Raw genomic sequence first — 25664 nt, 5'->3', positions numbered from 1 at the left:
ATCTCATGTTGCCGCTACCGCTGCGCCTTTCCCCGCTTGCCGCTGCCCTTTGGTTGGCCTCCCCCGCCAGCCACGCCGTTGAACTGCAGCCACAGGTTATTACTGCCAATCCGTTGGGCAACGCTCAACTCGCCGCGCCAAGTACAGTGCTCGAGGGCGACGAGCTACTCCACCAGCAGCACGCCAGCCTCGGCGAAACCCTCAACAAGCAGCCTGGGGTCGCTTCCACCTGGTTTGGCCCGGGGGCCAGCCGCCCGGTGATTCGCGGGCTGGACGGTGATCGCATTCGTATCCTGCGCAACGGCGTCGGCGCGCTGGATGCCTCGTCGCTGTCGTATGACCATGCGGTGCCACTGGACCCGGTCACCGTCGAGCGGGTTGAAATCGTCCGCGGCCCAGCGGCGCTGCTGTATGGCGGCAATGCCATCGGCGGCGTGGTCAACACCTTCGACAACCGCATTCCCGATGCCCCCATCGACGGCATTCACGGTTCAGGTGAGCTGCGCTACGGCGGCGCCGATACCACCCGCAGCAGCGCCGGCAAGCTCGAAGCCGGTGACGGCAGCTTCGCCTTGCACCTGGATGCCAACAGCCGTCAGTTCAATGACCTGCGCATTCCCGGGTACGCGCGCAGCGGCAAGGTTCGCGACAGCGCCGAGCCGGGCAGCAAACACCGCCTGGAGAACAGCGATGGGCGCCAGGACGGCGGCGCGATTGGCGGCGCCTATCACTGGGAGCACGGTTACAGCGGGTTTTCCTACAGCCGTTACGACAGCAACTACGGCTCGGTTGCCGAGCCCGGCGTGCGTCTGGACATGCAGCAGGACCACTATGGTTTCGCCTCTGAACTGCGCGATCTGGACGGCCCGTTCAGCTCGGTCAAGGTCGACGCCGGCTACACCGATTACCAGCACCGCGAAATCGAAAGCGGTGAAGTGCACACCACCTTCAAGAACAAAGGCTACGAGGCGCGCATCGAGGCCAGGCATCAGCCGCTTGGGCCAGTGGAAGGGGTGATTGGCGCGCAAGTCAGCCGCAATCAGTTCTCCGCGCTGGGTGAAGAAGCCTTCGTGCCGCATACCGACACCGACAGCCTGGCGCTGTTTCTGCTGGAGCAGTGGCAGGCCAGCGAGCGCTTGAACCTGAGCTTCGGTGCCCGCCTGGAACACACCCGGGTAGATCCGGACGCCAAGGGCAACGAGGACTTCGCCGCCGCTGACAGCACCAGCACCTTCAACGCCGTGAGCCTGTCTTCAGGCGCGGTGTATCAGCTTGACCCGATCTGGTCGCTGGCCGCCAACCTCGGCTACACCGAGCGCGCGCCGACCTTCTATGAGCTGTATGCCAATGGTGCGCACGTAGCGACCGGTGCCTATGAAGTAGGTGATGCCAGCCTGAACAAGGAAAAGGCAATCGCCGCCGACCTGGCCTTGCGTTTTGACAATGGCACGCACAAGGGCAGTGTCGGCGTGTTCTATAGCCACTTTCGCAATTACATTGGCCTGATCGGCAGCGGCAATCTGCGTGAGGGGCATCATCATGATGGCGATGATGACCACGATCACGATCACGATCATGACCATGGCGACATTCCCGAGTACCTGTACCAAGGTGTACGTGCGCGCTTCTATGGCATCGAAGCGCAGGATCGCTGGCAACTGCTGGAAAACCGCTACGGCAGCTTTGCCCTGGAACTGTCAGGTGATTACACCCGCGCCAACAACCTCGACAGTGGTCAGCCGCTGCCACGGATCGCGCCGCTACGGCTCAACAGCGGCCTGCTCTGGTCGCTGGATCGCTGGCAGGCGAGGGTCGATGTGCAACATGCAGCCTCGCAGCAGCGCAAGCCGTCCAACGAGACCAGCACTGACGGTTACACCACCTTGGGCGCAAGCGTCGGCTACGGCTTCGATGTCGGCCAGAGCGAGTGGCTGGCATTTGTTCGCGGTGAGAACCTGACCAATCAGACGGTGCGTTACGCCAGCTCCATCCTGCGCGACATTGCCCCAGCGCCTGGGCGGAGTGTCGAGGTTGGCCTGCGCACGACGTTCTGAGTAATTGCACGATGGGCATTGCTGTCGGCTTGATGAGCCGACGGCAGTGTCTCGGCTCGATTGTTGCTGCCTGAGTAACAATCAAGTGCGACATTTTGTCTTTTTTTATTCCCGCTTCCGCTATATCCTCCCGCCGCACTGAATCGCTTCACCTCATATTTTTGCAGCCATATGCCATCGAAAGCGTGCTCTTCGATGCGCTTGGCTATTTTTTGCCCACCCAAAGATAGCGCTATCTCATGCTCCAGCTACCCCGTATTCGTTATGCCGCCCTAGGCGTGTCCGCCCTCCTCTGCGGCGCAGCCCCCGCCACGTTTGCCGGTGAAATGTTCGCCAGTGACTCACCGTGGATGCTTGGCGACTGGAACGGCAGCCGCACTGACCTGCGCGAGCGCGGCTACGACTTCACCCTCGGCTACACCGGTGAAATGGGCAGCAACCTGCATGGCGGCTACGACCATGACCGCACCGCACGCTACAGCGACCAGTTCACCTTTGGCAGCCACCTGGACCTGCAGAAGATCCTCGGTTGGAACGCCACCGAGGTGCAGCTGACGGTAACCGAGCGCCACGGCCAGAACATCAGCAACGACCGCATCAATGACCCGCGCGTGGGTGGCTTTACCTCCGCCCAGGAAGTCTGGGGCCGTGGTCAGACCTGGCGCCTGACCCAGTTGTGGATCAAGCAGAAGTACTTCGACGGCGCCCTCGACGTGAAATTCGGCCGCTTCGGTGAAGGCGAAGACTTCAACAGCTTCCCCTGCGACTTCCAGAACCTGGCGTTCTGCGGCTCGCAGGTCGGCAACTGGGTTGGCGGCATCTGGTACAACTGGCCGGTCAGCCAATGGGCCCTGCGCGTGCGCTACAACCTCAGCGATACGCTGTACGCCCAGGTCGGCGTGTTCGAGCAAAACCCTTCCAACCTCGAATCGGGCAATGGCTTCAAGCTCAGCGGCAGCGGCACCCAGGGCGCGGTGATGCCGATCGAACTGGTCTGGAGCCCACAGGTCAATGGACTTGCAGGGGAATATCGCGCCGGCTACTACTACAGTAATGCCAAGGCTCAGGACGTACTGCGCGACAGCAGTGGCCAACCCGCCGCGATCAGCGGCGCTGCCTACCGCAGCCGCTCGAGCAAACACGGTTTCTGGCTCGGCGCGCAGCAGCAGGTAACCTCGCAGGCGTCCGACCAGTCACGCGGCCTGAGCCTGTTTGCCAATGCCACGTTGCACGACAAGAAGACCAATGCCATCGACAACTATGTTCAGGCAGGTGTGGTGTACAAGGGGCCATTCGATGCCCGGGCCAAGGACGACATCGGTTTCGCCCTCGCCCGCGTGCACGTCAACCCCGGCTACCGCAAGAACGCCCGTCTGGCCAATCAGGCGGCCGGCATCGATGATTACGACAATCCCGGCTACCTGCCTGTGCAAGACACCGAATACAGCGCCGAGCTTTACTACGGCGTGCACCTGGCCGACTGGCTCACTGTGCGTCCCAATCTGCAGTACATCCGCCATCCGGGCGGCGTATCGGCAGTCGACGACGCGCTGATCGCCGGCCTGAAGATTCAAAGCAGTTTCTGACCTCAACTTTCACGGAGTACCTTTGATGAGCACTGACGGTGCCAAAACCGGAACCCGCTGGCTACCGCGCCTGCTAGGCGTGCTGCTGTTGCTGATGGGCCTGGCCCTGCTGGCCGGCGGTATCAAGCTCAGCCAGCTGGGCGGATCGCTTTACTACCTGCTGGCCGGCATCGGCTTTGCCGTCAGCGGCATCCTGCTGTTGGCCAAACGGCAGATCGCCCTCGGCGTGTACGGCGTAGTGCTGCTGGCCAGCACCGCTTGGGCGCTGTGGGAAGTCGGCCTGGACTGGTGGCAACTGGTGCCGCGCCTGGCCATCTGGTTTGCGCTTGGCGTAGTCCTGCTGCTGCCGTGGGCACGCCGTCCGCTGCTGGGCCCGGCCTCCCGCGTCAACACCGCGCTGCTCAGCGTTGCCGTAGTTGCCTCCGGCGCCACCGCGCTGGCCAGCCAGTTCACGCACCCGGGCGAGATCCGCGGCGAGTTCAATCGCGACAGCAGCGAAATGGCCAGCACCGCCCCGGCCATGCCTGACGGCGACTGGCAGGCGTATGGCCGTACCGAGCACGGCGACCGCTACTCGCCGCTGCGCCAGATCACCGCGCAGAATGCCTACCGCCTGGAAGAAGCCTGGCGCATCCGCACCGGCGACCTGCCGACCGAAAACGACCCGGTCGAGCTGACCAACCAGAACACGCCGCTGAAGGTCAACGGCATGCTCTACGCGTGCACTGCTCACAGCAAGCTGCTGGCCCTGGACCCGGACACCGGTGCCGAAATCTGGCGCTTCGACCCGCAAGTGAAAAGCCCGGTAGGCACCTTCAAAGGCTTCGCCCACATGACCTGCCGGGGCGCGTCCTACTATGACGAGAACCGCTACGTCAGCCGTGACGGCAGCCCGGCGCCGAAAATTTCCGATGCTGGCCAGGTCGTTGCCCAGGCCTGCCCGCGCCGCCTGTATCTGCCGACCGCCGATGCGCGTCTGATCGCCATCAACGCCGACACCGGCAAGGTCTGCGAAGGCTTCGCCAACCAGGGCGTCATCGATCTGACCACCGGCATTGGCCCGTTCACCGCAGGTGGTTACTACTCGACCTCGCCTGCTGCGATCACCCGCGATCTGGTGATCATCGGCGGCCATGTCACCGATAACGAGTCGACCAATGAACCGTCCGGCGTGATCCGCGCCTATGATGTGCACGACGGTCATCTGGTGTGGAACTGGGACAGCAACAACCCGGACGACACCAAGCCACTGGCACCTGGCAAGACCTACAGCCGCAACTCGGCCAACATGTGGTCGATCGCCAGCGTCGATGAAGACCTGGGCATGATCTACCTGCCACTGGGCAACCAGACTCCTGACCAGTGGGGCGCGGATCGAACCCCGGGCGCCGAGAAGTACAGCGCCGGCATCGTTGCCCTGGACCTGGCCACCGGCAAGGCCCGCTGGAACTACCAGTTCACTCACCACGACCTGTGGGACATGGACGTCGGCAGCCAGCCGACCCTGATGCACCTTAAGACCGATGACGGCATCAAGCCAGCGGTGATCGTGCCAACCAAGCAGGGCAGCCTGTATGTGCTTGACCGTCGCGACGGCACGCCGATTGTGCCGATCCGCGAGATCCCGGTGCCGCAAGGCGCGGTCAAGGGCGACCACACTGCACCGACCCAGGCCCGCTCCGACCTCAACCTGCTGGGCCCGGACCTGACCGAACAGGCCATGTGGGGCGCCACCCCGTTTGACCAGATGCTCTGCCGCATCCAGTTCCGTGAACTGCGCTACGAAGGCCAATACACCCCGCCGTCGGAACAGGGCAGTCTGATCTACCCCGGCAACGTCGGTGTGTTCAACTGGGGCAGCGTGTCGATCGACCCGGTGCGCCAATTGATGTTCACCTCGCCCAACTACATGGCCTTCGTGTCGAAGATGGTGCCGCGCGAGCAAGTCGCTGCCGACAGCAAGCGCGAAAGTGAAACCAGCGGCGTGCAGCCTAACAGCGGTGCTCCGTACGCCGTAATCATGCACCCGTTCATGTCGCCACTGGGCGTGCCGTGCCAAGCGCCGGCCTGGGGCTATGTGGCCGCAATCGACCTGTTCACCAACAAGGTGGTGTGGAAGCACAAGAACGGCACCACCCGCGACAGCACGCCGATCCCGATCGGTATGCCGGTCGGCGTGCCAAGCATGGGCGGTTCGATGGTCACTGCGGGCGGCGTCGGCTTCCTCAGCGGCACCCTCGACCAATACTTGCGTGCCTATGACGTGCACAACGGTGCCGAGCTGTGGAAGGCGCGCCTGCCCGCAGGTGGCCAAGCCACGCCGATGACCTACACCGGCAAGGACGGCAAGCAGTACGTGCTGGTAACCGCCGGCGGCCACGGTTCGCTGGGCACCAAGATGGGCGATTACATCATCGCTTACAAACTGGCCGACTAAACCCCGCGCCAGCGCATCACCAGCATAAACAAGCGGAACCTTTACGGTTCCGCTTTTTTTGGCCCCTAATAAATGGCGCGCTAACGTCTTCATCTGCGATGGCTTGAAACCCACCGGCCTTTGCCCCATCTAAGCACCATAGTCATTAACTCAGGTGCCTCATGAGCGACCAGCAGGATCATTCGGAACACCCCGACGAACACAGCGAAATCGAACATCTCGAAGGCGCCGCCATCCCTGGCCATGCCCTGGCCCTGCCTGGCCAGCAGCTGCCGGACAAAGTCTACGTGATCCCGATCCATAACCGCCCGTTCTTCCCCGCGCAGGTGTTGCCGGTGATCGTCAACGAAGAGCCGTGGGCAGAAACCCTCGACCTGGTGGCCAAGACCGATCATCACTCGCTGGCGTTGTTCTTCATGGACACCCCACCCGAGGATCACCGCCATTTCGACACCTCGGCATTGCCCGAGTACGGCACGCTGGTCAAGGTTCACCACGCCAGCCGCGAGAACGGCAAGCTGCAGTTCGTTGCTCAGGGCCTGACCCGGGTGCGTATCCGCACCTGGCTCAAACACCACCGCCCGCCGTATCTGGTCGAAGTCGAGTACCCGCGTCAGTCGACCGAGCCGACCGATGAGGTAAAGGCCTACGGCATGGCGTTGATCAATGCGATCAAGGAGCTGCTGCCGCTCAATCCGCTGTACAGCGAAGAGCTGAAAAATTACCTCAACCGCTTCAGCCCCAACGACCCGTCGCCGCTGACCGACTTTGCTGCGGCACTGACCTCGGCCACCGGCAAGCAACTGCAGGAAGTACTCGACTGCGTGCCCATGCTCAAACGCATGGAAAAAGTCTTGCCGATGCTGCGCAAGGAAGTCGAAGTCGCCCACCTGCAGAACGAGATCTCGGCAGAGGTCAACCGGCAGATCGGCGAGCACCAGCGCGAGTTTTTCCTCAAGGAGCAACTCAAGGTCATCCAGCAGGAGCTTGGCCTGACCAAGGACGACCGCAGCGCCGACCTTGAACAGTTCAAGCAGCGTCTGGAGGGCAAGACCCTGCCCCCGGCTGCAAAAAAACGCCTCGATGAAGAGATGGGCAAGCTGGCGATTCTGGAAACCGGCTCGCCGGAGTACGCCGTCACCCGCAACTATCTGGAATGGGCCAGCGCCCTGCCCTGGGGCATTTACGGCAAAGACAAGCTTGACCTCAAGCACGCACGCAAAGTGCTCGACCAGCATCACGCCGGACTGGATGACATCAAGGACCGCATTCTTGAGTTCCTCGCCGTCGGCGCCTGGAAAGGCGAGATCAGTGGCTCGATCGTGTTGCTGGTCGGCCCGCCCGGGGTGGGCAAGACCAGCATCGGCAAGTCGATCGCCGAGTCGCTCGGCCGGCCGTTCTACCGCTTCAGTGTCGGCGGCATGCGCGACGAAGCCGAGATCAAGGGCCACCGCCGCACCTACATCGGCGCCCAGCCGGGCAAATTGGTGCAGGCGCTGAAAGATGTCGAAGTGATGAACCCGGTGATCATGCTCGATGAGATCGACAAGATGGGCCAGAGCTACCAGGGCGACCCCGCCTCGGCCTTGCTGGAAACCCTCGACCCTGAGCAGAACGTCGACTTCCTCGACCACTACCTGGATCTGCGCCTGGACCTGTCCAAAGTGTTGTTCGTGTGCACCGCCAACACCCTTGACTCGATCCCCGGGCCGCTGCTCGACCGGATGGAAGTGATTCGCCTGTCTGGCTATATCACCGAAGAAAAACTGGCCATCGCCAAGCGGCACCTGTGGCCCAAGCAGCTGGAAAAAGCCGGAGTGGCCAAGACCAGCCTGACGATCAGCGACTCCGCACTGCGCCTGGTGATCGACGGCTATGCCCGCGAGGCGGGTGTGCGTCAGTTGGAAAAGCAGTTGGGCAAACTGGTACGCAAGTCGGTCATGAAGCTGCTGGAGGATCCCACCGCCAAGCTCAAGATTGGACCCAAGGATCTTGAAACAGCGCTGGGCATGCCAGTGTTCCGCAGCGAGCAAGTGATGGCTGGCAAAGGTGTCATCACCGGCCTGGCCTGGACCAGCATGGGTGGCGCTACACTGCCGATCGAAGCGACCCGCATCCATACCCTCAACCGTGGCTTCAAGCTGACCGGCAAGCTCGGCGACGTGATGAAAGAGTCAGCGGAAATCGCCTACAGCTATGTCAGCGCCAACCTCAAGCAATTCGGCGGCGACCCAGCCTTCTTCAACGAGGCGTTCATCCATCTGCACGTGCCTGAAGGTGCGACGCCCAAGGATGGCCCAAGCGCCGGGGTCACCATGGCCAGCGCGCTGCTATCCCTGGCCCGTGACCAGGTGCCGAAAAAAGGCGTGGCCATGACCGGCGAGCTGACCCTGACCGGGCAGGTGCTGCCGATTGGTGGCGTGCGCGAGAAAGTCATCGCGGCCAAGCGTCAGAAGATTTTCGAGCTGATCCTGCCCGAGGCCAACCGCGGCGACTTCGAAGAGCTGCCGGACTACCTGCGTGAGGGCCTGACCGTGCACTTTGCCAAGCGCTTTGCCGACGTGGCCAAGGTCCTGTTCTAAATCACTGGACGGCAAAAACAGCGGAGCCGTTCTGGCTCCGCTGCAAACGAGCTTACAGTTTGAAATGCTTGGGTTATCCTCAGCGCATTGAATTGTGCTGGAGTATCCATGACCGTCCTTCGTCTGCTGCTTCCTCTGAGCCTGGCAATGCTTGCCGCGTGTAGCCATCGGCCGAGTGGCATCGAGCTCAACTCTGAAGGTGAATGCCCACAGCGCCTGCAGATTGGCCAGAGCTTGACCGTGACCCTGCCCAGCAACCCCACCACTGGCTATCGCTGGACACTGAAAGACTCGGCCGCCGCAGTCCTCCAGGCACGCGGCGCGGAGGTCTACAGTTCACCTGAGCAGAATGGCATGGTTGGTACCGCAGGTTCGTCCACCTGGCGCTTCCAGGCCGCAGCCAGCGGCGAGGGTACGCTGTTGCTGGTGTATCAACAGCCGTGGGCGCCAGAAGTGGTTCCCGTGCAAACGTTCGAGTGCAAGGTCATCGTGCGCTGAGACGCGGTATCAACCCGCTTCGTAACAATTGCGCACCCCTCCCAGATAGCCCGCCAACGCCTTCAATGCGCTGGCGAGATCTGCAAGTTCTGTCGCCGCGTTGGCCGTGTCCTGACCGGTCTGCCAGCAACTGACGAGCTTGTCAGCTTCCGCCACCCAGCTGTCGCGTAATGCGCCCACCGTTGCCATATGAGGAATCTGCGCCAACTCCTGCTCGGTGGGCTGCAGTACTGACTGCAATGCCGCGAGCGCGGTTTGCTGCTCGCGAATGCGCCCTACGAGGCGTTCCCTCGAAGCCACCAGATCGCTGAAACGACGGCCTTCCCCGATGACGTCTATGTTCGCTTCAAATTTGTTCAGGGCGGCGGTGACCAGCTCCTTCGAGACAGTTGGCTTCTTCACCACACTGAACATCAAATCGACTTCACTCTCGGTCGGAATCATGCCTTTGATCACGCTCAGCAGGCTTGGCGCTTCGAAGGTTTTGATAATTACATCGAGATCCTGGCGGGTCGCTTGCAGTTGCTGAAGGGTCTGCTCGATCCGCTCAACGTCCGTCGCAACAGTCAGTCGGGTGGCATTCAGCGATAACAGGCGCTCGCTCAAGTCACTCAGGGGAAAACTGCGTACAGTCTGCACCTTGCTGCCGATCGCCTGGCATAGGCTCGTCAATCGCCCACGCAGGCGCAGCATATCTTCTTCGATGTCTTTTCTAAGATCCGCCGTATGGGCTGCGGCTTGTGGGCCTGCAACAGCCTGAATCTCAAGCCAGTTCTGGTGAGTAAGCATAATCGAGGCGTTAAGCACACTATCGCCCATCAGGCCGTCGCACTCTCTGATCAGGCGCAGCAAGTCGCCAGCATTTTCACGCACCACTGCGGGCAAGGCCGACATCTGCCCGTGCACCAGCCGCGAGATGTCGCCTTGAAGCGCGCGCTGCGTGCGAACGCTTGGATACTGCATTACATCTTGTTGACGTTCCATATCATCACTCCTGATCATAATTTTTCACCACATCGTTGAATACTTGAGTCAACTCCGCGGAGATGTTGCCGATCATGTGCCACGGCCGTACGATCCTTTCGAAACGGCGAACGAAACGTTCCAGGCTGACATCGGTGTCGATATCCGCCAGGGACTGCTTGCTCAAGGAAATGTGATTGCCCAGCGAGCGCAACACCCAGCGCAGGTTCCAGGCCGAGGTGTTGACGTGTCTCAAGCGCTCTTTCATATCAACCATCAGGCTGACCAGATTCTTCAGCTGGGCCAGTTGCGGCGAGACCGCGTCCAGGCTGCGAGCGAGCTCGTCGCGTTGACGAAGTAGCGCGTTCTTGCTTTCCTTGGCAGCCTTGGCGTCGCTGCCAAAAATCGCGTGGGTGACAATAGCCCCGGCAGGTCCGAAGACCATGCCGAAAAACTGGTACTCGGTAAACGTGCTGATCTCCGCTGACTTCACGTCGATCTCTTCATCCAGTTTGCTCATGGCGTCGGTGATGCGGATGATCAATGCGTCGCGAGTTATCCGCCCCAGGTCCGTTTCCAGCGCGCTGATCTTTGGCAGCAGGATTTGCTCTATATCGTTGTAAAAACGATCAGCCCTGTCGCAGAGCTGCTTGATATCAGCATCTACCCGATCTATCTCCACTTGCAGATCAAGCAGCAGATCCTCGATGGACCCGAAGGCGTCGACTCTGACGCCCGGCTCGAGGGCAACAGGCGCCCATCCTTCCAGTAGCTCATCACTGACATCGGCCAAGCGACCGCCGCGCAAAACTCTCATGTTGCGCGCAGTGCTGACCAACTCTGCACCTTCGCGGGTGAAGATCTCTGCGAAGTTTTCCAGGGTCGTGCCCAGAGCCTGGGTTTCACGTTCAAGTGGATCCCAACCCAACACGTGTTTGCGCAGGTCCTCGAAGGTCTCGTGGATCTCATCAGCGTTGAGCTTGAAAAGCTCGAAATCAATCCATTCTCCCAGCACCTCGCGGTTGCTCGGCAGTTCCAGCACTCGCCGTACGTACCGCTTGATCACCAGCAGGTTCTCGCGACTGAAGATCAGTGCTGGCTGTGAGTCGGTCAATTCAGTGTCGCTGATGGCCTGGAAGTACTGCTTCGGGACCAGTTCAGCTTGTTGTTGTACATCAAGTTTCGCGAGGGATTGATTTTCCTTCACGTCCATAGGGCCATCCTTATAGGGCAAGGGCACAGAGCCAAGGGGTCGTTGAAACACCCCGACAATACGGCGCGGGCGTCGCACTGGCAGTCGCCACAAGGTCTGCAACCAAGCAGTACATTTCGCCCCCGGTTGACGGATATGCGCTTGGCGAGCGCAGGGCGATTCCCCCCGGGCACCGACCGTTCACGCCAGGCCCGTATCCAGCAAGGCCTGGCTTGGCTAGAATGTCGCCCCTGTTTTTTTCGCCCGAGCACACCGTGAGCACAGACCCTGACCGCCTCTTCGCCCGGCCCCTGGACCAGGTGCCTGACTTCGCTTTCAACGAGGACGTGGTGCGGGTGTTCCCGGACATGATCAAACGCTCGGTGCCCGGCTACCCGACCATCGTCGAAAACCTCGGCGTGCTCGCCGCGCGTTTTGCTCAACCCGACACCGCGTTGTACGACCTGGGGGCATCGCTGGGTGCGGTGACCCAGGCACTGCGCCGCCATGTGCGCAGTGACGGCTGCCGGGTAATCGCGGTGGACAACTCGGCGGCGATGGTCGAGCGCTGCCGCCAGTACCTCACCGCCCAGGACTCGATGTTCCAGGAGCTGCTGCCGGTGCAGGTCATGGAAGCCGATATCCTCAGCCTGGAGTTCGAGCCGGCTTCGGTAGTGGCGCTGAATTTCACCCTGCAATTCGTCGCCCCCGGCCAGCGCCTCGAGCTGCTGACGCGGATCCGCCAGGCCCTGCTGCCTGGAGGCGCGTTGATCCTCTCGGAAAAACTGCACTTCGCCGATGATCAGGAGCAGGCGCTGCTCAACGACCTGCACCTGGATTTCAAACGCGCCAACGGCTACAGCGAACTGGAAATTGCCCAGAAGCGCAGCGCCATCGAACATGTAATGAAACCCGACACCCTCGAGACCCATCAGGCCCGCCTGCGTGCTGCCGGGTTCTCGAAAGTGGTGCCGTGGTTCCAATGCCTTAACTTCGCCTCGTTGATAGCCCTGCCATGATCGATTTATCTCCCTTGGTCCGCCGCCTGGCGGGCACCCCGCTGGCTACCTGGTCGCAAGGCCTGCAAGCGCAACTGGCCAGCAAGATGGAAAAAGGCCACGGCGACCTCGAGCGCTGGCGTGGCGCGCTCGAGGCGCTGCCTGAGCTGCAGCCCAGTGAAGTTGACCTGGTCGATGGCCTGCGCCTGGACAGCCGCTGCGATGAGGCGACGCGCACTCAGCTGCAGCAGGCTTTGATGGGCCTCTCACCCTGGCGCAAGGGCCCGTTCGACCTGTTCGGCGTGCATGTCGACACCGAATGGCATTCGGACTGGAAATGGGCGCGGGTCAGCCCGCACCTGGACCTGACCGGCAAGCGCGTGCTGGATGTCGGCTGCGGCAATGGCTATTACCAATGGCGCATGCTCGGCGCCGGCGCTGACATGGTGGTCGGAGTCGACCCCAACTGGCTGTTCTTCTGTCAGTTCCAGGCAGTGCAGAAGTACCTGCCCGAGCTGCCGGCGTGGCACCTGCCATTCGCCCTGGAAGAGCTGCCCGCCAACCTCGAAGGCTTCGACACGGTGTTTTCCATGGGTGTGTTCTATCACCGTCGTTCGCCCATCGAGCACTTGCTGGCGCTCAAGGACTGCCTGGTAAAAGGCGGTGAGCTGGTGCTGGAAACCCTGGTCATCGAAGGTGACGAGAACCAAGTGCTGGTTCCCGAAGACCGCTATGCGCAGATGCGCAATGTCTGGTTCTTGCCATCGGTACCGGCACTGGAGCGCCTGCTGCGGCGCGCTGGCTTCAGTGACGTGCGCTGCGTCGACGTCAGCGTAACCAGTGTCGAAGAACAGCGCAGCACCGAGTGGATGCGCTACCAGTCCCTGAGCGACTTCCTCGACCCGAAGGACCACAGCCGCACCATCGAAGGCCTGCCTGCCCCGCGTCGGGCGACGATCCTGGCGCGTAAGTAAACCAGGCTGCACGGTTAAGCCAAGCGGGCAAGCCCTCTCCCACAGTATTTTGCAGCGCCGCCTTAATCTGTGGGAGCGGGTTCACCGGGACGCCGGACCGCCGCGAAGGGCTGCAAAGCAGCCCCAATTGGCTTAATCAGCAACATCTGGCTAACCGCCAGATGACGCGCTGATTACAGATCCGTTATCACCACCGATCCGCCCTGCGCCTGGCGTACTATCGCGCGCTTGACCTTGATCCAGCTTCAGGGTCGACAATCCCTCTCCCGAATTCTGCCTGAGCCCAAGCATGCGCCTACTGATCATCGAGGACGAACGGCGGACTGCCGATTACCTGCAGCAGGGCCTGCGCGAAAACGGCTATGTCGTTGACTGCGCACACACTGGCATCGACGGCCTGCACATGGCCCGCCAGCAGGCCTACGACCTGGTCATTCTGGACGTCAACCTGCCGGAACTGGACGGCTGGGCCGTACTGCAACGGCTACGCGCCGAGTCGGCCACGCGGATCATGATGCTGACCGCTCACGGTCGCCTGTCTGACCGGGTCAAGGGCCTGGACCTGGGCGCGGATGACTACCTGCTCAAGCCGTTCGAGTTTCCCGAACTGCTGGCGCGGATCCGTAGCCTGTTGCGGCGCAACGATCAGCAGGTGCAGCCGAGCACATTGCGCGTCGCCGACCTGGAGCTGGACCCTGGCCGGCACCGGGCCTGGCGTGGCAGCACGCGTATCGACCTCACCGCCAAGGAGTTCTCGCTGCTGCACCTGCTGATGCGCCAGAGCGGCGAGGTGCTGTCGCGTACGCAGATCATCTCACTGGTGTGGGACATGAACTTCGATTGCGACACCAACGTTGTCGAGGTCTCGATCCGGCGCTTGCGAGCCAAGATCGACGACCCCTTCGAAGACAAGCTGATCCATACCTTGCGCGGCGTTGGCTACGTACTCGAGGCGCGCCGTTGAAACCTGCCAGCCTGTCCCTGCGGCTTGGCCTGAGCGTGACCTTGATGGGCGCCGCGCTGGTGCTGCTGCTGGCCTGCCTGGCGGTATTTGCCCTCGACCATGAACTGGACAGCCGCGCACGCAAGGACCTCGCGCGCAAGATGCTCCAGGTAGAACACAACCTGCGGGTCGACCTGCGTAGCGCTGACCTGGCCACCCGCGCCCACCCACTGCTCGACCTGGTCATGGGCCATGACAACCTCAGCCTCAGCGTGATCGCCCTCAATGGCCGCCATGCAGCCCTGCTCAGCCTCGGCCCGGCCCTGGAGTCACAGCGCCTGCGCGAGCTGCAGTGGGGCGGCGGCCAGACCTTTCAGGAATGGAAGGACAGCAGCGGCGCGCAATTTCTCAGCGTGACGCAGGCAATGCGGCTGCGCGATGACACCCCGGTGCGAGTAATGATGACCCTCAATCGCGCCGACGATCACGACCTGTTGCACGCCTACCTGCGTTCGACCCTGCTGGCCCTGCCGTTGTTGTTGTTGCTGATCGGCGCCTGTGCGTGGAAGCTGGTGCAGCGCAGCCTGAAGCCGCTGCGGCGTTTTCGCCGGATCGCCGGCCAGGTCTCTGCGCAGGCGCTCGACCATCGACTGCCCTCCAGCGGCCTGCCGCAGGAACTGGCCGACCTCGCGCGCTCGATCAACGTGATGCTGGATCGGCTTGATCTGGGCGTGCGCCAGTTGTCGCAGTTCTCCGACGACCTCGCGCATGAGCTGCGCACGCCGCTGAGCAACCTGATGGGCAAGGCTCAGGTGACCCTCGCCCGCCCACGCGACAGCGGCGACTATCGCGAGGTGCTGGAAGACAGCATCGAAGAACTGACTCGGCTCAACCGCATCATCAACGACATGCTGTTTCTCGCCCAGGTCAGCCAACCGCAGGCCCAGGTCGAACTCAAGCCGCTGGCGCTGGCAGACGAAGTCGCGCGGGTCAGCGAGCTGTTTGCCATCAGCGCTGAAGTGAAGGATATCGAGATCAGGCGTCACGGCTGGGCCACCGCGCTGGGCGATCGGTTGATGTGCCAGCGGGCTTTGTCCAACCTGCTCAGCAATGCGCTACGGCACAGCCCCGAGGGCAGCGTGGTGACCATTGGCATCGGCCGCCATGCACAGCAGGCCTGGGTATGGGTTGAGAACCACGGGCCGGGGATCAGCGATGAGCACCTGCCGCACCTGTTCGAGCGGTTCTACCGCGCCGACAGCGGTCGCTCGCGGCTGGATGGCGGCACCGGCCTTGGCCTGGCGATCGTGCAGTCGATCATGCAACTGCACGGCGGCCAGGTCGAGGTCAGCAGCCAGGCGCAGGGGCCGACCCGGTTTACCTTGCTGTTGCGTGCCGAGTGACGCCGATCAGCGTGAAGCCTGCAGGATCAGCGCTTTCATTTCAGCCACGGCGGCCTTGAAGCCGACAAACAGCGCATGCGCCACCAGCGCGTGGCCGATGTTCAGCTCGTTGATGCCCTTGATTGCTGCGACCGCCTCGACGTTATGGTAGTGCAGGCCGTGGCCGGCGTTGACGATCAGGCCCTGGCCGACGCCAAACGCGACGCCGTCGGCGATGCGCTTGAGTTCATCGGCCACCTCGGTTGGGGTCAGCGCATCGGCATAGCGACCGGTGTGCAGTTCGATGGCCGGCGCGCCGACCCGCCGCGAAGCTTCGATCTGGCGCTCGTCGGCATCGATGAACAATGACACTTCAGCGCCGGTGCGGGCCAGGCGCTCGACGGCGGCCTTGATCCGCGCTTCCTGGCCGGCCACGTCAAGGCCACCTTCAGTGGTGAGTTCCTGACGGGTTTCCGGGACCAGGCAGATGTGCGCCGGGCGAATGTGCTCAGCGAACAGCATCATCTCTTCGGTAACGCCCATCTCGAAGTTCATCCGCGTCTGCAGCACGTCCTTGAGCAACAGCACGTCGCGCTCCTGGATATGCCGGCGGTCTTCCCGCAGGTGCACGGTGATGCCATCGGCCCCCGCCTCTTCCGCGTCCAGCGCGGCCTTGACCGGATCTGGATAGCGGGTGCCGCGGGCCTGGCGCAAGGTCGCCACGTGGTCGATGTTGACGCCGAGAAGCATGCGGTTGCTCTGAGTCACGAAAGGCTCTCCTGAAGGTGTAGCCGCACAGCATACGACGTGCTCAGCGCTTGCGAAACAACTCCCGACTCACCAGCGGCTTTGGCCCCAGGTGGACGGCCAGGGCCTGGCGCATCAGACGCTTGGCTGCCAGCAATGCGCCAGGCGCTTCCCACTCGGCGTGAGCCAGTGCGAGCAGTTCATCGCCCTTGAACAAACCGGGCTGGAACAGCTCGACCCGCTCAAGTCCGGCGTCGACCTGCAGCCGGTACAGACCACTGGCGGCGATAGGCTCGGCGTTGACGTCGTGATCCAGGGCAAAGGCGTAACCGAGCTGTTCCAGCAGGCGCCATTCGAAGGCCCGCAGCAAGGGCTCCAATGGTCGGCCCTGGCCCAGCGCCTGCAGGGTCAGGGCATAGTGCTCGAACAACGCGGGGTAAGGTGCCTCGGCCGGCAGCAGGCGCATCAGCAGTTCATTCAGATACAGGCCGCTGAACAGCGCATCGCCATTGAGCCAGGCAGCAATACCGGCACTGTCGAGGCGGTTGACGTTCTTCAGCTCGCCGCGTCCACGCAGCTCGACTTCCAATGGCACGAACGAGCGCACCAGGCTGCCGCCCTTGCCCCGCGCCCGGCGCAGCACAGCCCGCACGCGACCTTGCGGCGTGAAAAAGTCCACCAGCGCGCTGGTCTCGCGGTACGCACGGCTGTGCAGCACGTACGCCGGCTGACCTTGAGGTTGTTCCATGGGGATGGCCCGGATGCAGAACGGCCCGGAACAATCCGGGCCGTTGGGGTGTGTTACAGGTCGCCGTAGCCCAGCGAGCGCAGGGCGCGCTCATCATCGGACCACCCGCCTTTGACCTTGACCCAGAGGTTGAGCATGACCTTGGCGTCGAACAGCGTTTCCATGTCCTTGCGCGCGTCGGAGCCGATGCGCTTGATACGCTCGCCCTTGTCGCCAATGATGATCTTCTTCTGGCCATCACGCTCGACCAGAATCAGGGCATGGATGTGCAGCACATGGCCTTGCTGCTTGAACTCTTCGATCTCGACGGTGATCTGGTACGGCAGCTCGGCACCGAGCTGGCGCATGATCTTCTCGCGGACCAGTTCTGCGGCGAGGAAACGGCTGCTGCGGTCGGTGATCTGGTCTTCCGGGAAGAAGTGATCGTTCTCCGGCAGCTGCTTGGCGATCAGTGCTTCCAGCGCTTCGAGGTTATGCCCCTGCTGGGCAGAGATCGGCACGACTTCGGCGTTCGGCAGTTGCTCCTGCAGCCATTTCAGGTGCGGGATCAATTCGGCCTTCTCGTCCATCCGATCGGTTTTGTTGACCGCGATGATCAGCGGGCCGGTGACGTACTGAACACGCTCGAGCACCAGTTGGTCCTCGTCGGTCCAGCGGGTACGGTCAACCACGAAGATGACCACGTCGACGTCCTTGAGGGCGGCCGAAGCGGTGCGGTTCATGTAGCGGTTGAGCGCCTTGTCGTTGGCCTTGTGCATGCCTGGGGTATCGACGTAGATCGCCTGCACGTCACCCTCGGTCTTGATCCCGAGCATGTTGTGGCGGGTGGTCTGCGGCTTGCGCGAGGTGATCGCCAGCTTTTGCCCGAGGATATGGTTGAGCAAGGTCGACTTGCCAACGTTGGGGCGACCGACAATGGCTACGTAGCCGCAACGGGTTGGGTTGTTCTCAGTCATTACCATTCTCCACGCCCAGGGCGATCAGTGCAGCGGCGGCGGCGACTTGCTCGGCAATACGCCGGCTTACGCCCTGGCCACGGCTCTTGTTGTTCAGCAGGACCACTTCGCATTCGACGAAGAAGGTCCGGCAATGAGGTTCGCCCTGGATGTCGACCACTTCATAACGCGGCAAATCGCAACCACGCGACTGCAGAAACTCCTGCAAGCGGGTTTTCGGGTCTTTGTTGGTGTCGACCAGTGTCAGGCTCTCGAACTCATCGGTCAGCCAGGCCAGAATGCGCTCGCGCGCGGTCTGCATGTCGGCATCCAGATAGATGGCGCCAATCAGCGCCTCGAGGGCATCGGCAAGGATCGACTCACGGCGAAAACCACCGCTTTTCAGCTCACCTGAACCCAGCCGGAGAAATTCGCCCAGGTCAAACCCGCGCGCCAGCCGGGCCAGGGTTTCACCTTTGACCAGGCGTGCGCGCAAGCGCGACAGCTGGCCTTCGCGGGCCTGAGGGAAGCGCTCGAACAGCGCCTCGCCGGCGACGAAGTTGAGGATGGCGTCGCCAAGAAACTCCAGGCGCTCGTTATTGCGCCCGGCATAGCTGCGATGGGTCAGGGCCAGCAACATCTGATCCTGATCCTTGAAGGTATAGCCGAGCTTGCGCTCCAGGCGTGCAAGGGAAGCACTCATGCGGCCACCCGTTTGTTGTTCAACGCGTTGTTCAAATCAACATCCTGAAAAGACGGTGTGGCTGTGAATCGCTGCCAGTTGGTAGCGCCCCCGTGTTTCAAGACGCTCTCGACCTTGAGTACACAGCCTATGTCAGAAAAGCATTCGGCGCTGTCTGCAGACAGCGCCGATGGGTATCAATGGATAAGGCCGACTCGCGACAGGTTGGGCAAGTGGCTGAGCTTGGGCTCTGGCCAGCTCATCCAGACTGCAAACGCCTTGCCGACGATATTGCGGTCCGGAACCATGCCGTGCAGTTCCTTGGGAATGTTTGGATCATCCCAGAAACGGCTGTCGTTGGAGTTGTCGCGGTTGTCGCCCATCATGAAGTAATGGCCGGCGGGTACCGTCCATTGCTGGTCAGGCGGCATGCGGTAGCGACTCATTTCCTTGCGGATCATGTGCTCGGCCGCGCCCAGTTGCTCCTTGTACAGCTCAGCGCTGCCCAGGGTGCCTGGCTCGGTGCCGACCAACTGCTCGGCGACCTGCTTGCCGTTGACGAACAGGCGCTTGTCGCTGGTGTAGCCGATCTGATCGCCCGGCAGGCCAACCACACGCTTGATGTAGTTGACGTTGGGGTCGCTCGGGTAGCGGAACACCATCACGTCGCCCCGCTGCGGCTGACCGATCTCGATGACCTTCTTGTCGATCACCGGCAGGCGAATGCCGTAGGAGAACTTGTTCACCAGGATGAAGTCGCCCACTTCCAGCGTCGGTTTCATCGACCCGGAAGGAATCTGGAACGGCTCTACCAGGAACGAGCGCAACACCAGCACGATGAACAGCACCGGGAAGAACGACTTGCCGTACTCAACCAGCAACGGCTCCTTGTTCAGCTTCTCGACCACGGCCATTTCTGGCTGGCTGACGCTGCCCTGATAAGTGGCAATCGCCGCCCGCCGGCGCGGAGCCAGGAACAGCAGATCGATCAGAGCCAACAAGCCACAGACGGCAACGGCGATGACGAGCAACAGCGGGAAATTTAGCGACATAGGACCTAGCTATCCAACCTGAGCACGGCGAGGAAGGCTTCTTGTGGAATTTCCACGTTACCGACCTGTTTCATGCGTTTCTTACCGGCTTTCTGCTTTTCAAGCAGTTTGCGTTTACGGCTGACGTCGCCGCCATAACACTTGGCCAGTACGTTCTTTCGGAGCGCCTTGACAGTGGTCCGGGCGACGATCTGCCCGCCGATGGCGGCCTGGATCGCGACGTCGAACATCTGCCGAGGAATCAGTTCTTTCATCTTCTCGGTCAACGCACGCCCTTTGTAGTGGGCGTTGTCGCGGTGCACGATCAGCGCCAGCGCGTCAACCTTGTCGCCGTTGATCAACACGTCCAGCTTGACCAGGTTGGCCGACTGGTAACGATCGAAATGGTAGTCCAGCGACGCGTAACCGCGGCTGGTCGACTTCAAACGGTCGAAGAAGTCCAGTACCACTTCGTTCATTGGCAGATCGTAGCTCACCTGCACCTGAGTACCGAGGAACTGCATGTCACGCTGAACACCGCGCTTCTCGATGCACAGGGTAATGACGTTACCCAGGTGTTCTTGCGGCACCAGGATATTGGCGCGCACGATCGGCTCACGGAAGTCTTCGACTGCGGAGACATCCGGCAGTTTCGACGGGTTGTCGACGTGAATGGTTTCACCGGTCTTGAGCTTGATCTCGAAGATTACGCTCGGCGCCGTGGTGATCAAGTCCAGGTCGTATTCGCGCTCGAGGCGCTCCTGGATGATTTCCATGTGCAGCATGCCGAGGAAGCCGCAACGGAAGCCAAAGCCCAATGCATCCGAGCTTTCAGGCGCGTACTGCAGCGACGAGTCGTTCAGGGTCAGCTTTTGCAGCGCGTCGCGGAAGTCTTCGAAATCATCGGAAGACACCGGGAACAGGCCTGCATAGACCTGCGGCTGAATACGTTTGAAGCCTGGCAGCACTTCCACCTCGGGGGTGGAGCTCAAGGTCAGGGTGTCGCCGACCGGCGCGCCGAGAATTTCCTTGATGCTGGCAATGATGAAGCCTACTTCGCCTGCCTTGAGGTCGGCAGTTTGGGTGTGCTTTGGCGTGAACACGCCGACGCTGTCGACCAGGTGGACCTTGCCGGTCGACTTGACCAGGATCTTGTCGCCCTTTTTCACGCGGCCGTGGCGCACGCGAACCAGGGACACGACGCCCAGGTAGTTGTCGAACCAGGAGTCGATGATCAGCGCTTGCAGCGGCGCGTCGATATCACCGGTTGGCGCCGGGATCTGCTGCACCAGGCGCTCGAGTACCTCGTCCACGCCCATGCCGCTCTTGGCGCTGCAGGCTACGGCGTCGGCCGCGTCGATACCGATGATCTTCTCGATCTCGTCCTTGACGCGGTCTGGATCGGCTTGGGGCAGGTCCATCTTGTTCAGTACCGGCATGACCTCAAGGCCCTGCTCGATAGCGGTGTAGCAGTTGGCCACGGACTGGGCTTCGACGCCCTGGCCAGCATCGACCACCAGCAATGCGCCTTCACAGGCGGCCAGCGACCGGCTGACTTCATAGGTAAAGTCGACGTGGCCGGGGGTGTCGATGAAGTTCAGCTGGTAGGTCTTGCCGTCCTGCGCCTTGTAATGCAGGGTGACGCTATGGGCTTTGATGGTGATGCCGCGCTCGCGCTCGAGATCCATCGAATCGAGCACTTGGGCTTCCATTTCGCGCGCCGAGAGGCCACCGCACATCTGAATGAAACGGTCGGCCAGCGTCGACTTGCCGTGGTCGATGTGGGCGATGATGGAGAAATTGCGGATATGACTCAAATCACTCACGGGTCACTACTCGAAATGGCTGCGAGCCGGACGCCCGCTGAAAAATAGCCGGGAATTGTACCTTAAGCCGCAGCCTTGTGGGAGATTCCTGATCGGCTGCAATCCCGCGTGGCTGGGCAGACCGCCATGAAATTTTCATCCGTTTACAAAAAAGGGCAGCCGAAGCTGCCCTTTACTGCCCTGCCGCCGTGCTTATTCAGCCAGCTTGAAGGTGATGAAGCTGGCGCGCCCCTGGCGCAGCACCCGCATCGACACCGAGCGATTCTTCGGCAGGTCCTTGGCGATCTCGGTGAACTCCTTGGCCGAGCCAATGGCCTGGTTGTTGAGGTGGCTGATGACGTCACCCGGACGCAGACCGATCAATGCCGCTGGGCCATCCAGCACCTCCTTGATGACTACGCCGCCTTTGAGTTCGAGCGCTTTTTTCTGCTCGGCGGTCAGGTCCGATACCGCTACACCGAGGCGGTTGCTGCTGCGCTCGGCGCCGCCCTGGCCAGGTGTGGTGATATCGGCATCTTCATCAGGCAAGGCGCCGACGGTGACATCGAGGTTCTGCCGCTTGCCGTTGCGGATGATTTCCAGCTTGGCCTTGGCGCCATCCTTGAGGCTGCCGACCAGATGCGGCAGGTCGGCCGACATGACGATCGGCTGGCCATTCATGCTGAGGATGACATCACCGACCTGCAAACCACCTTTGGCGGCTGGGCCGTCTTCCAGTACCTGGGCTACCAGGGCCCCGGCGGGCTTGTCCAGACCGAACGACTCAGCCAGGTCCTTGTTGACCTCCTGGATCACCACACCCAACCAGCCGCGGTTGACCTTGCCGTCTTTCTTGAGCTGATTGGAGACATCCAGCGCCACGTCGATCGGGATCGCGAACGACAGGCCCATGAAGCCGCCGGAGCGGGTGAAGATCTGCGAGTTGATGCCGACCACTTCGCCTTTCATGTTGAACAGCGGGCCACCGGAGTTACCCGGGTTGATCGCCACGTCGGTCTGGATGAACGGCACATAGGTGTCGTTAGGCAGGGTCCGGCCCTTGGCGCTGACGATGCCTTTGGTTACCGAGTGATCAAAGCCGAATGGCGAGCCGATAGCCAGTACCCATTCGCCGACTTTGAGTTTCTCCGAATCGCCCAGTTTGACGATCGGCAGGTCCTTGCCTTCAACCTTGAGCAAGGCAACGTCGGTGCGCGGGTCAGTGCCGACCAGCTTGGCCTGCAGCTCGCTGCGGTCGGACAGACGCACGATGATCTCGTCAGCGTCGGCGACCACATGGTTGTTGGTTAGCACATAGCCATCGCTGGAAATGATGAAGCCCGAGCCCAGCGATTGCGCTTCACGCTGGCGATCGCCGCGCGGCGAACGCGGCTGCTGCGGCATGTTGCGCTCGAAGAATTCACGGAACATCGGCGGCAGGCCTTCAAGGTCAGGCATCTGCCCGGCAGCGATGCGCCGATCCGGCAGTTTCTGCTTGGTACTGATGTTCACCACTGCCGGCGAAGCCTGCTCGACCAGCGTGGTGAAGTCCGGCAGTGCTTCCTCGGCCTGGGCCGTCAGCACCTGGCCGAGCATCAGCACGGCGGCGAACATGGAGAGATAGGGTTTCAAGCGTGGTATTGACATACGGCTCCCGTCACAACGAGCGTAAATTGCATTAAGACCCCTGCAGATGCAGGAAAGGCCAGACCCCGAGGACTCTGACCTATAGAAAATTTACGAAGGGATTGCAAATGACATTGCGTTAATTTCATTTCAGCCGATTACGTGCAGGGCTGCAAACGCAGGCGCGCCGCTACTGGCTGGCCTGGGCATCCTGGGCACGCATGGACAAGGCAACGCGCTCGGCTGTACCCAACGGGATCTCGCCAACCACCGTGACGATGACCTTGCCCTTGGGGGTATTGAGGTAGCGCGAGACAGCCACGGTCGGGCCGAGCTGCACGCGGGTATCGTTACCTGAATCATCCTTGACCGGCTCCAGAAATACCGAAAAACGCGTCAGCCCGTCGTCATACATCAGACTGCTGACCGTGGTCTTGCGCGAATCATCACTGCGTACCGAACTGTTGACCAGCTCGAAACCTGGCGGCAACCAATCGGAGCGCCAACCGCCTACTGCCGGCAACGCCGAAGCTGCAACGGCATGCTCAACGGGTTTGCACGCATCACTAGGGCGCATCGCTTGCTCGGTTGGCGATGTGGTATCCAGGCGGGTCATCTGAAAACGCTCGAGCAATTGACCCTTGTCGTTGAGCATCAACGAGCGCAAGGGCAATGCGGTCTGGCGGTCCAGATGCAGTTCGAAGGCGTAACGATGCTGGTCACGGGGGGTCAACGTGATGATCACCGCATCGCGCCCGGCAACCCGCGATTTGCCGGCAACGCTCAAGTCGTACCAGCTCATCAGTTTAAGAGGGTCCAGCACCCGCGGTGCAGAGCTGGGCGGCGTCGAAACGCCACTCACCAGATCGCCACTTACGCACTTCACCTGGCCATCCACGCGCACGATCTCCTGAGCCGTGCCATCGAGCTGCAACAGCCGCTCGCTGACCGATCCATTGGCAACTCGGTGCCAGATATCGTGGGAAGAGAAGCTGCCGTTGCGTTCGTAAACGAACGAACCCTGGTAGCTCTGGGATTGCTCGGCTCGTGCCAGCTTGTTCAGCCACTCATTCGCCTGGGGCGAAGAGTTGGCTGCCAACGCTGGCACCATCATGCAACTGCCTACCAGCAGCGACAGAAGAGGTAGCGCGCGCATGATGCTCCTTAACTAGCGGTTTTCCAGGCTAGCGGCGCGGGCGTATGGCAGTGCGGTTTCAGTGCCCTTGAGCGCTGATTCCTGAGCGTGCTGTTTCAGATAGCCCGGCAGACGCTTGTCCCAGCCTTCCTGGCTCTGCAAGACACCATTGGCCATCGGCCCGGTGGTCTGCTCGCTGCTCTCGCTGTAGCCAGCCAGAACTGCCGGACCTTGCGTTTGCGGCATGGTCAGACCTTGCTGAGCAGGCTGCTGCGCGGCCAGTTCGCTACCGGTGATTTCGTCCTGGTTATACAGACGCACGCCGGCCAATACTGCAACGGTAACCGAGGCAGCTACGGCCAGACGGCCGATGCTGCGCCAAGGGCCTTGTTTGACCTTGGCTGGCACAGCCTCATCGGCCAGTGCAGCAGAAACCGCCGCAGCGATGTCCAGCTTGGGCAGCAGCAGTTCCTTGTGCATGGCTGCACGGGCGACCTGGTAACGCGACCAGGTAGCACGGGTGTCGGCGTCATCAGTGGCGCTCAAAACACGACGCAGCTCCAATTCATCCGCTTCGTTGTCCATTACGGCGGACAGCGATTCCTGCAAAGCTTCACGACTCATGGCGGTTCCTCTCTTGGCTGTAGCCGCTGTCTCAGGATTCCTGCAGCAACGGCTGCAAGGCTTTATCAATGGCCTCCCGAGCGCGGAAAATCCTTGAGCGCACGGTCCCCACCGGACATTGCATGACGCTCGCAATGTCCTCGTAACTCAGACCATCAAATTCGCGCAAAGTTAGTGCCGTGCGCAGATCTTCTGGCAGTTGCTGGATGGTCCGATGGACGGTACCTTCGATCTCATCCCGCAACAACGAGCGTTCTGGGGACTCGAGATCCTTGAGACCATGATCGCCGTCATAGAACTCCGCATCCTCGGAGCTCACATCACTGTCAGGTGGCCTTCTACCGCGGGACACCAGATAGTTTTTCGCCGTGTTGATGGCGATGCGGTACAGCCAGGTATAAAACGCGCTGTCACCGCGGAAATTGCCTAGCGCCCGGTATGCCTTGATGAAGGCTTCCTGCGCCACATCCTGGGCTTCATGGGTGTCGTGTACAAAGCGCACGATCAACCCGAGAATCTTGTGCTGATACTTCAGCACCAACAGATCGAACGCTCGCCTGTCGCCGCGCTGCACGCGCTCGACAAGCTGCTGATCCTCTTCCTGGGTTAGCATGAATACTCCTCAGTGAACTTGAAGGAGCATTGCAACAGCCACCGTTCAGGCTTGCAAACATAGACTCGGGCTTTGCGCAAAAGTTCTCCCCTCCAAGCAAGTTTCCTGC

21 protein-coding genes are annotated in these 25664 nt (G+C 61.5%); 9 read left to right on the top strand and 12 right to left on the bottom strand.

The annotated features are described in order from the left end of the window. Positions 1-5 precede the first annotated feature (5 nt). The 5 genes from ACQZ2L_RS16225 (at position 6) to ACQZ2L_RS16205 (ending at position 9157) form a co-directional block, all read left to right on the top strand. Positions 6-2054, top strand: a complete 2049-nt coding sequence (locus ACQZ2L_RS16225; protein ID WP_430326958.1) for a TonB-dependent receptor — start codon at positions 6-8, stop codon at positions 2052-2054. 239 nt (positions 2055-2293) lie between these two features. Then, a complete protein-coding gene (locus ACQZ2L_RS16220) occupies positions 2294-3640 on the top strand; it encodes a carbohydrate porin (RefSeq protein WP_430326957.1) in 1347 nt (448 codons plus the stop codon). Positions 3641-3665: 25 nt separating this feature from the next. After that, on the top strand, positions 3666-6077 hold the full coding sequence (locus ACQZ2L_RS16215) for a glucose/quinate/shikimate family membrane-bound PQQ-dependent dehydrogenase (RefSeq protein WP_430326956.1): 2412 nt from the start codon (positions 3666-3668) through the stop codon (positions 6075-6077). A 161-nt stretch (positions 6078-6238) separates the two neighbouring features. Beyond that, on the top strand, positions 6239-8659 hold the full coding sequence (gene lon, locus ACQZ2L_RS16210; protein WP_430326955.1) for an endopeptidase La: 2421 nt from the start codon (positions 6239-6241) through the stop codon (positions 8657-8659). A 108-nt stretch (positions 8660-8767) separates the two neighbouring features. Beyond that, positions 8768-9157 carry a protease inhibitor I42 family protein gene (locus ACQZ2L_RS16205; protein WP_430326954.1) on the top strand — a complete coding sequence of 130 codons (390 nt, stop codon included), beginning with the start codon at positions 8768-8770 and terminating at the stop codon, positions 9155-9157. A gap of 9 nt (positions 9158-9166) precedes the next feature. On the opposite strand, the gene ACQZ2L_RS16200 is transcribed toward ACQZ2L_RS16205, so the two are convergent. Both ACQZ2L_RS16200 and ACQZ2L_RS16195 read right to left on the bottom strand, forming a co-directional pair. Further along, positions 9167-10141 (bottom strand): alpha-xenorhabdolysin family binary toxin subunit B, encoded by a 975-nt coding sequence (locus ACQZ2L_RS16200; RefSeq protein ID WP_430326953.1) that lies wholly within the window; start codon positions 10139-10141, stop codon positions 9167-9169. A gap of 4 nt (positions 10142-10145) precedes the next feature. After that, positions 10146-11333 carry an alpha-xenorhabdolysin family binary toxin subunit A gene (locus tag ACQZ2L_RS16195; RefSeq protein ID WP_430326952.1) on the bottom strand — a complete coding sequence of 396 codons (1188 nt, stop codon included), beginning with the start codon at positions 11331-11333 and terminating at the stop codon, positions 10146-10148. Positions 11334-11587: 254 nt separating this feature from the next. Between ACQZ2L_RS16195 and cmoA the strand changes: the two genes are divergently transcribed. The 4 genes from cmoA (at position 11588) to ACQZ2L_RS16175 (ending at position 15630) form a co-directional block, all read left to right on the top strand. Further along, the gene (gene cmoA / locus ACQZ2L_RS16190; protein ID WP_430326951.1) at positions 11588-12331 is read left to right on the top strand and encodes a carboxy-S-adenosyl-L-methionine synthase CmoA; all 744 of its coding nucleotides are present in this window, start codon (positions 11588-11590) and stop codon (positions 12329-12331) included. After that, positions 12328-13284 carry a tRNA 5-methoxyuridine(34)/uridine 5-oxyacetic acid(34) synthase CmoB gene (gene cmoB, locus ACQZ2L_RS16185; protein ID WP_430326950.1) on the top strand — a complete coding sequence of 319 codons (957 nt, stop codon included), beginning with the start codon at positions 12328-12330 and terminating at the stop codon, positions 13282-13284. The genes cmoA and cmoB overlap by 4 nt, the downstream gene beginning before the upstream one ends. Positions 13285-13573: 289 nt before the next feature. Further along, on the top strand, positions 13574-14248 hold the full coding sequence (locus ACQZ2L_RS16180; protein ID WP_430326949.1) for a heavy metal response regulator transcription factor: 675 nt from the start codon (positions 13574-13576) through the stop codon (positions 14246-14248). After that, the gene (locus ACQZ2L_RS16175; RefSeq protein ID WP_430326948.1) at positions 14245-15630 is read left to right on the top strand and encodes a heavy metal sensor histidine kinase; all 1386 of its coding nucleotides are present in this window, start codon (positions 14245-14247) and stop codon (positions 15628-15630) included. The genes ACQZ2L_RS16180 and ACQZ2L_RS16175 overlap by 4 nt, the downstream gene beginning before the upstream one ends. Before the next feature lie 6 nt (positions 15631-15636). Here ACQZ2L_RS16175 and pdxJ read toward each other — a convergent pair whose 3' ends face one another. From pdxJ to rpoE, 10 genes are all read right to left on the bottom strand, one after another. Continuing rightward, positions 15637-16359: a pyridoxine 5'-phosphate synthase gene (gene pdxJ / locus ACQZ2L_RS16170; RefSeq protein WP_430327020.1), complete on the bottom strand. Its 723-nt coding sequence runs from the start codon at positions 16357-16359 to the stop codon at positions 15637-15639. A gap of 61 nt (positions 16360-16420) precedes the next feature. After that, a complete protein-coding gene (gene recO / locus ACQZ2L_RS16165) occupies positions 16421-17104 on the bottom strand; it encodes a DNA repair protein RecO (RefSeq protein ID WP_314877429.1) in 684 nt (227 codons plus the stop codon). Positions 17105-17157: 53 nt separating this feature from the next. After that, positions 17158-18060 carry a GTPase Era gene (gene era / locus ACQZ2L_RS16160; RefSeq protein ID WP_101321882.1) on the bottom strand — a complete coding sequence of 301 codons (903 nt, stop codon included), beginning with the start codon at positions 18058-18060 and terminating at the stop codon, positions 17158-17160. Then, positions 18053-18742, bottom strand: coding sequence for a ribonuclease III (gene rnc, locus ACQZ2L_RS16155; protein WP_103438388.1), 690 nt, complete (start codon positions 18740-18742; stop codon positions 18053-18055). Before rnc ends, era begins: the two co-directional genes overlap by 8 nt. Before the next feature lie 176 nt (positions 18743-18918). Then, positions 18919-19773 (bottom strand): signal peptidase I, encoded by an 855-nt coding sequence (gene lepB / locus ACQZ2L_RS16150; protein WP_186700786.1) that lies wholly within the window; start codon positions 19771-19773, stop codon positions 18919-18921. Positions 19774-19778: 5 nt separating this feature from the next. Beyond that, complete coding sequence (gene lepA / locus ACQZ2L_RS16145) at positions 19779-21578, bottom strand: translation elongation factor 4 (RefSeq protein ID WP_103438390.1); 1800 nt, start codon at positions 21576-21578, stop codon at positions 19779-19781. Between the two features lie 192 nt (positions 21579-21770). Further along, complete coding sequence (locus tag ACQZ2L_RS16140) at positions 21771-23171, bottom strand: DegQ family serine endoprotease (RefSeq protein WP_430327019.1); 1401 nt, start codon at positions 23169-23171, stop codon at positions 21771-21773. Between the two features lie 202 nt (positions 23172-23373). Continuing rightward, entirely contained in the window at positions 23374-24339 is a 966-nt protein-coding gene (locus ACQZ2L_RS16135; RefSeq protein WP_430326947.1) for a MucB/RseB C-terminal domain-containing protein, read from the bottom strand. 12 nt (positions 24340-24351) lie between these two features. After that, positions 24352-24942: an RseA family anti-sigma factor gene (locus ACQZ2L_RS16130; protein ID WP_101321888.1), complete on the bottom strand. Its 591-nt coding sequence runs from the start codon at positions 24940-24942 to the stop codon at positions 24352-24354. Positions 24943-24973: 31 nt separating this feature from the next. Beyond that, positions 24974-25555, bottom strand: coding sequence for an RNA polymerase sigma factor RpoE (gene rpoE / locus ACQZ2L_RS16125; protein WP_011535354.1), 582 nt, complete (start codon positions 25553-25555; stop codon positions 24974-24976). Positions 25556-25664: the final 109 nt, after the last annotated feature.

Origin of the sequence: Pseudomonas shirazensis (assembly GCF_050496565.1) — a bacterium.
Taxonomy (GTDB): Bacteria; Pseudomonadota; Gammaproteobacteria; order Pseudomonadales; family Pseudomonadaceae; genus Aquipseudomonas; species Aquipseudomonas shirazensis_A.
Note: the sequence above shows the minus strand (reverse complement) of the source record. Positions and strands in the feature narration are given on the sequence as shown.

Coding starts and splice junctions, on each gene's coding strand:
- ACQZ2L_RS16225 (WP_430326958.1), top strand. CDS start 6: ATGTTGCCGCTACCGCTGCGCCTTTCCCCGCTTGCCGCTGCCCTTTGG.
- ACQZ2L_RS16220 (WP_430326957.1), top strand. CDS start 2,294: ATGCTCCAGCTACCCCGTATTCGTTATGCCGCCCTAGGCGTGTCCGCC.
- ACQZ2L_RS16215 (WP_430326956.1), top strand. CDS start 3,666: ATGAGCACTGACGGTGCCAAAACCGGAACCCGCTGGCTACCGCGCCTG.
- lon (WP_430326955.1), top strand. CDS start 6,239: ATGAGCGACCAGCAGGATCATTCGGAACACCCCGACGAACACAGCGAA.
- ACQZ2L_RS16205 (WP_430326954.1), top strand. CDS start 8,768: ATGACCGTCCTTCGTCTGCTGCTTCCTCTGAGCCTGGCAATGCTTGCC.
- ACQZ2L_RS16200 (WP_430326953.1), bottom strand. CDS start 10,141: ATGGAACGTCAACAAGATGTAATGCAGTATCCAAGCGTTCGCACGCAG.
- ACQZ2L_RS16195 (WP_430326952.1), bottom strand. CDS start 11,333: ATGGACGTGAAGGAAAATCAATCCCTCGCGAAACTTGATGTACAACAA.
- cmoB (WP_430326950.1), top strand. CDS start 12,328: ATGATCGATTTATCTCCCTTGGTCCGCCGCCTGGCGGGCACCCCGCTG.
- ACQZ2L_RS16180 (WP_430326949.1), top strand. CDS start 13,574: ATGCGCCTACTGATCATCGAGGACGAACGGCGGACTGCCGATTACCTG.
- pdxJ (WP_430327020.1), bottom strand. CDS start 16,359: ATGCTTCTCGGCGTCAACATCGACCACGTGGCGACCTTGCGCCAGGCC.
- recO (WP_314877429.1), bottom strand. CDS start 17,104: ATGGAACAACCTCAAGGTCAGCCGGCGTACGTGCTGCACAGCCGTGCG.
- era (WP_101321882.1), bottom strand. CDS start 18,060: ATGACTGAGAACAACCCAACCCGTTGCGGCTACGTAGCCATTGTCGGT.
- rnc (WP_103438388.1), bottom strand. CDS start 18,742: ATGAGTGCTTCCCTTGCACGCCTGGAGCGCAAGCTCGGCTATACCTTC.
- lepB (WP_186700786.1), bottom strand. CDS start 19,773: ATGTCGCTAAATTTCCCGCTGTTGCTCGTCATCGCCGTTGCCGTCTGT.
- ACQZ2L_RS16140 (WP_430327019.1), bottom strand. CDS start 23,171: ATGTTCGCCGCCGTGCTGATGCTCGGCCAGGTGCTGACGGCCCAGGCC.
- ACQZ2L_RS16135 (WP_430326947.1), bottom strand. CDS start 24,339: ATGCGCGCGCTACCTCTTCTGTCGCTGCTGGTAGGCAGTTGCATGATG.
- ACQZ2L_RS16130 (WP_101321888.1), bottom strand. CDS start 24,942: ATGAGTCGTGAAGCTTTGCAGGAATCGCTGTCCGCCGTAATGGACAAC.
- rpoE (WP_011535354.1), bottom strand. CDS start 25,555: ATGCTAACCCAGGAAGAGGATCAGCAGCTTGTCGAGCGCGTGCAGCGC.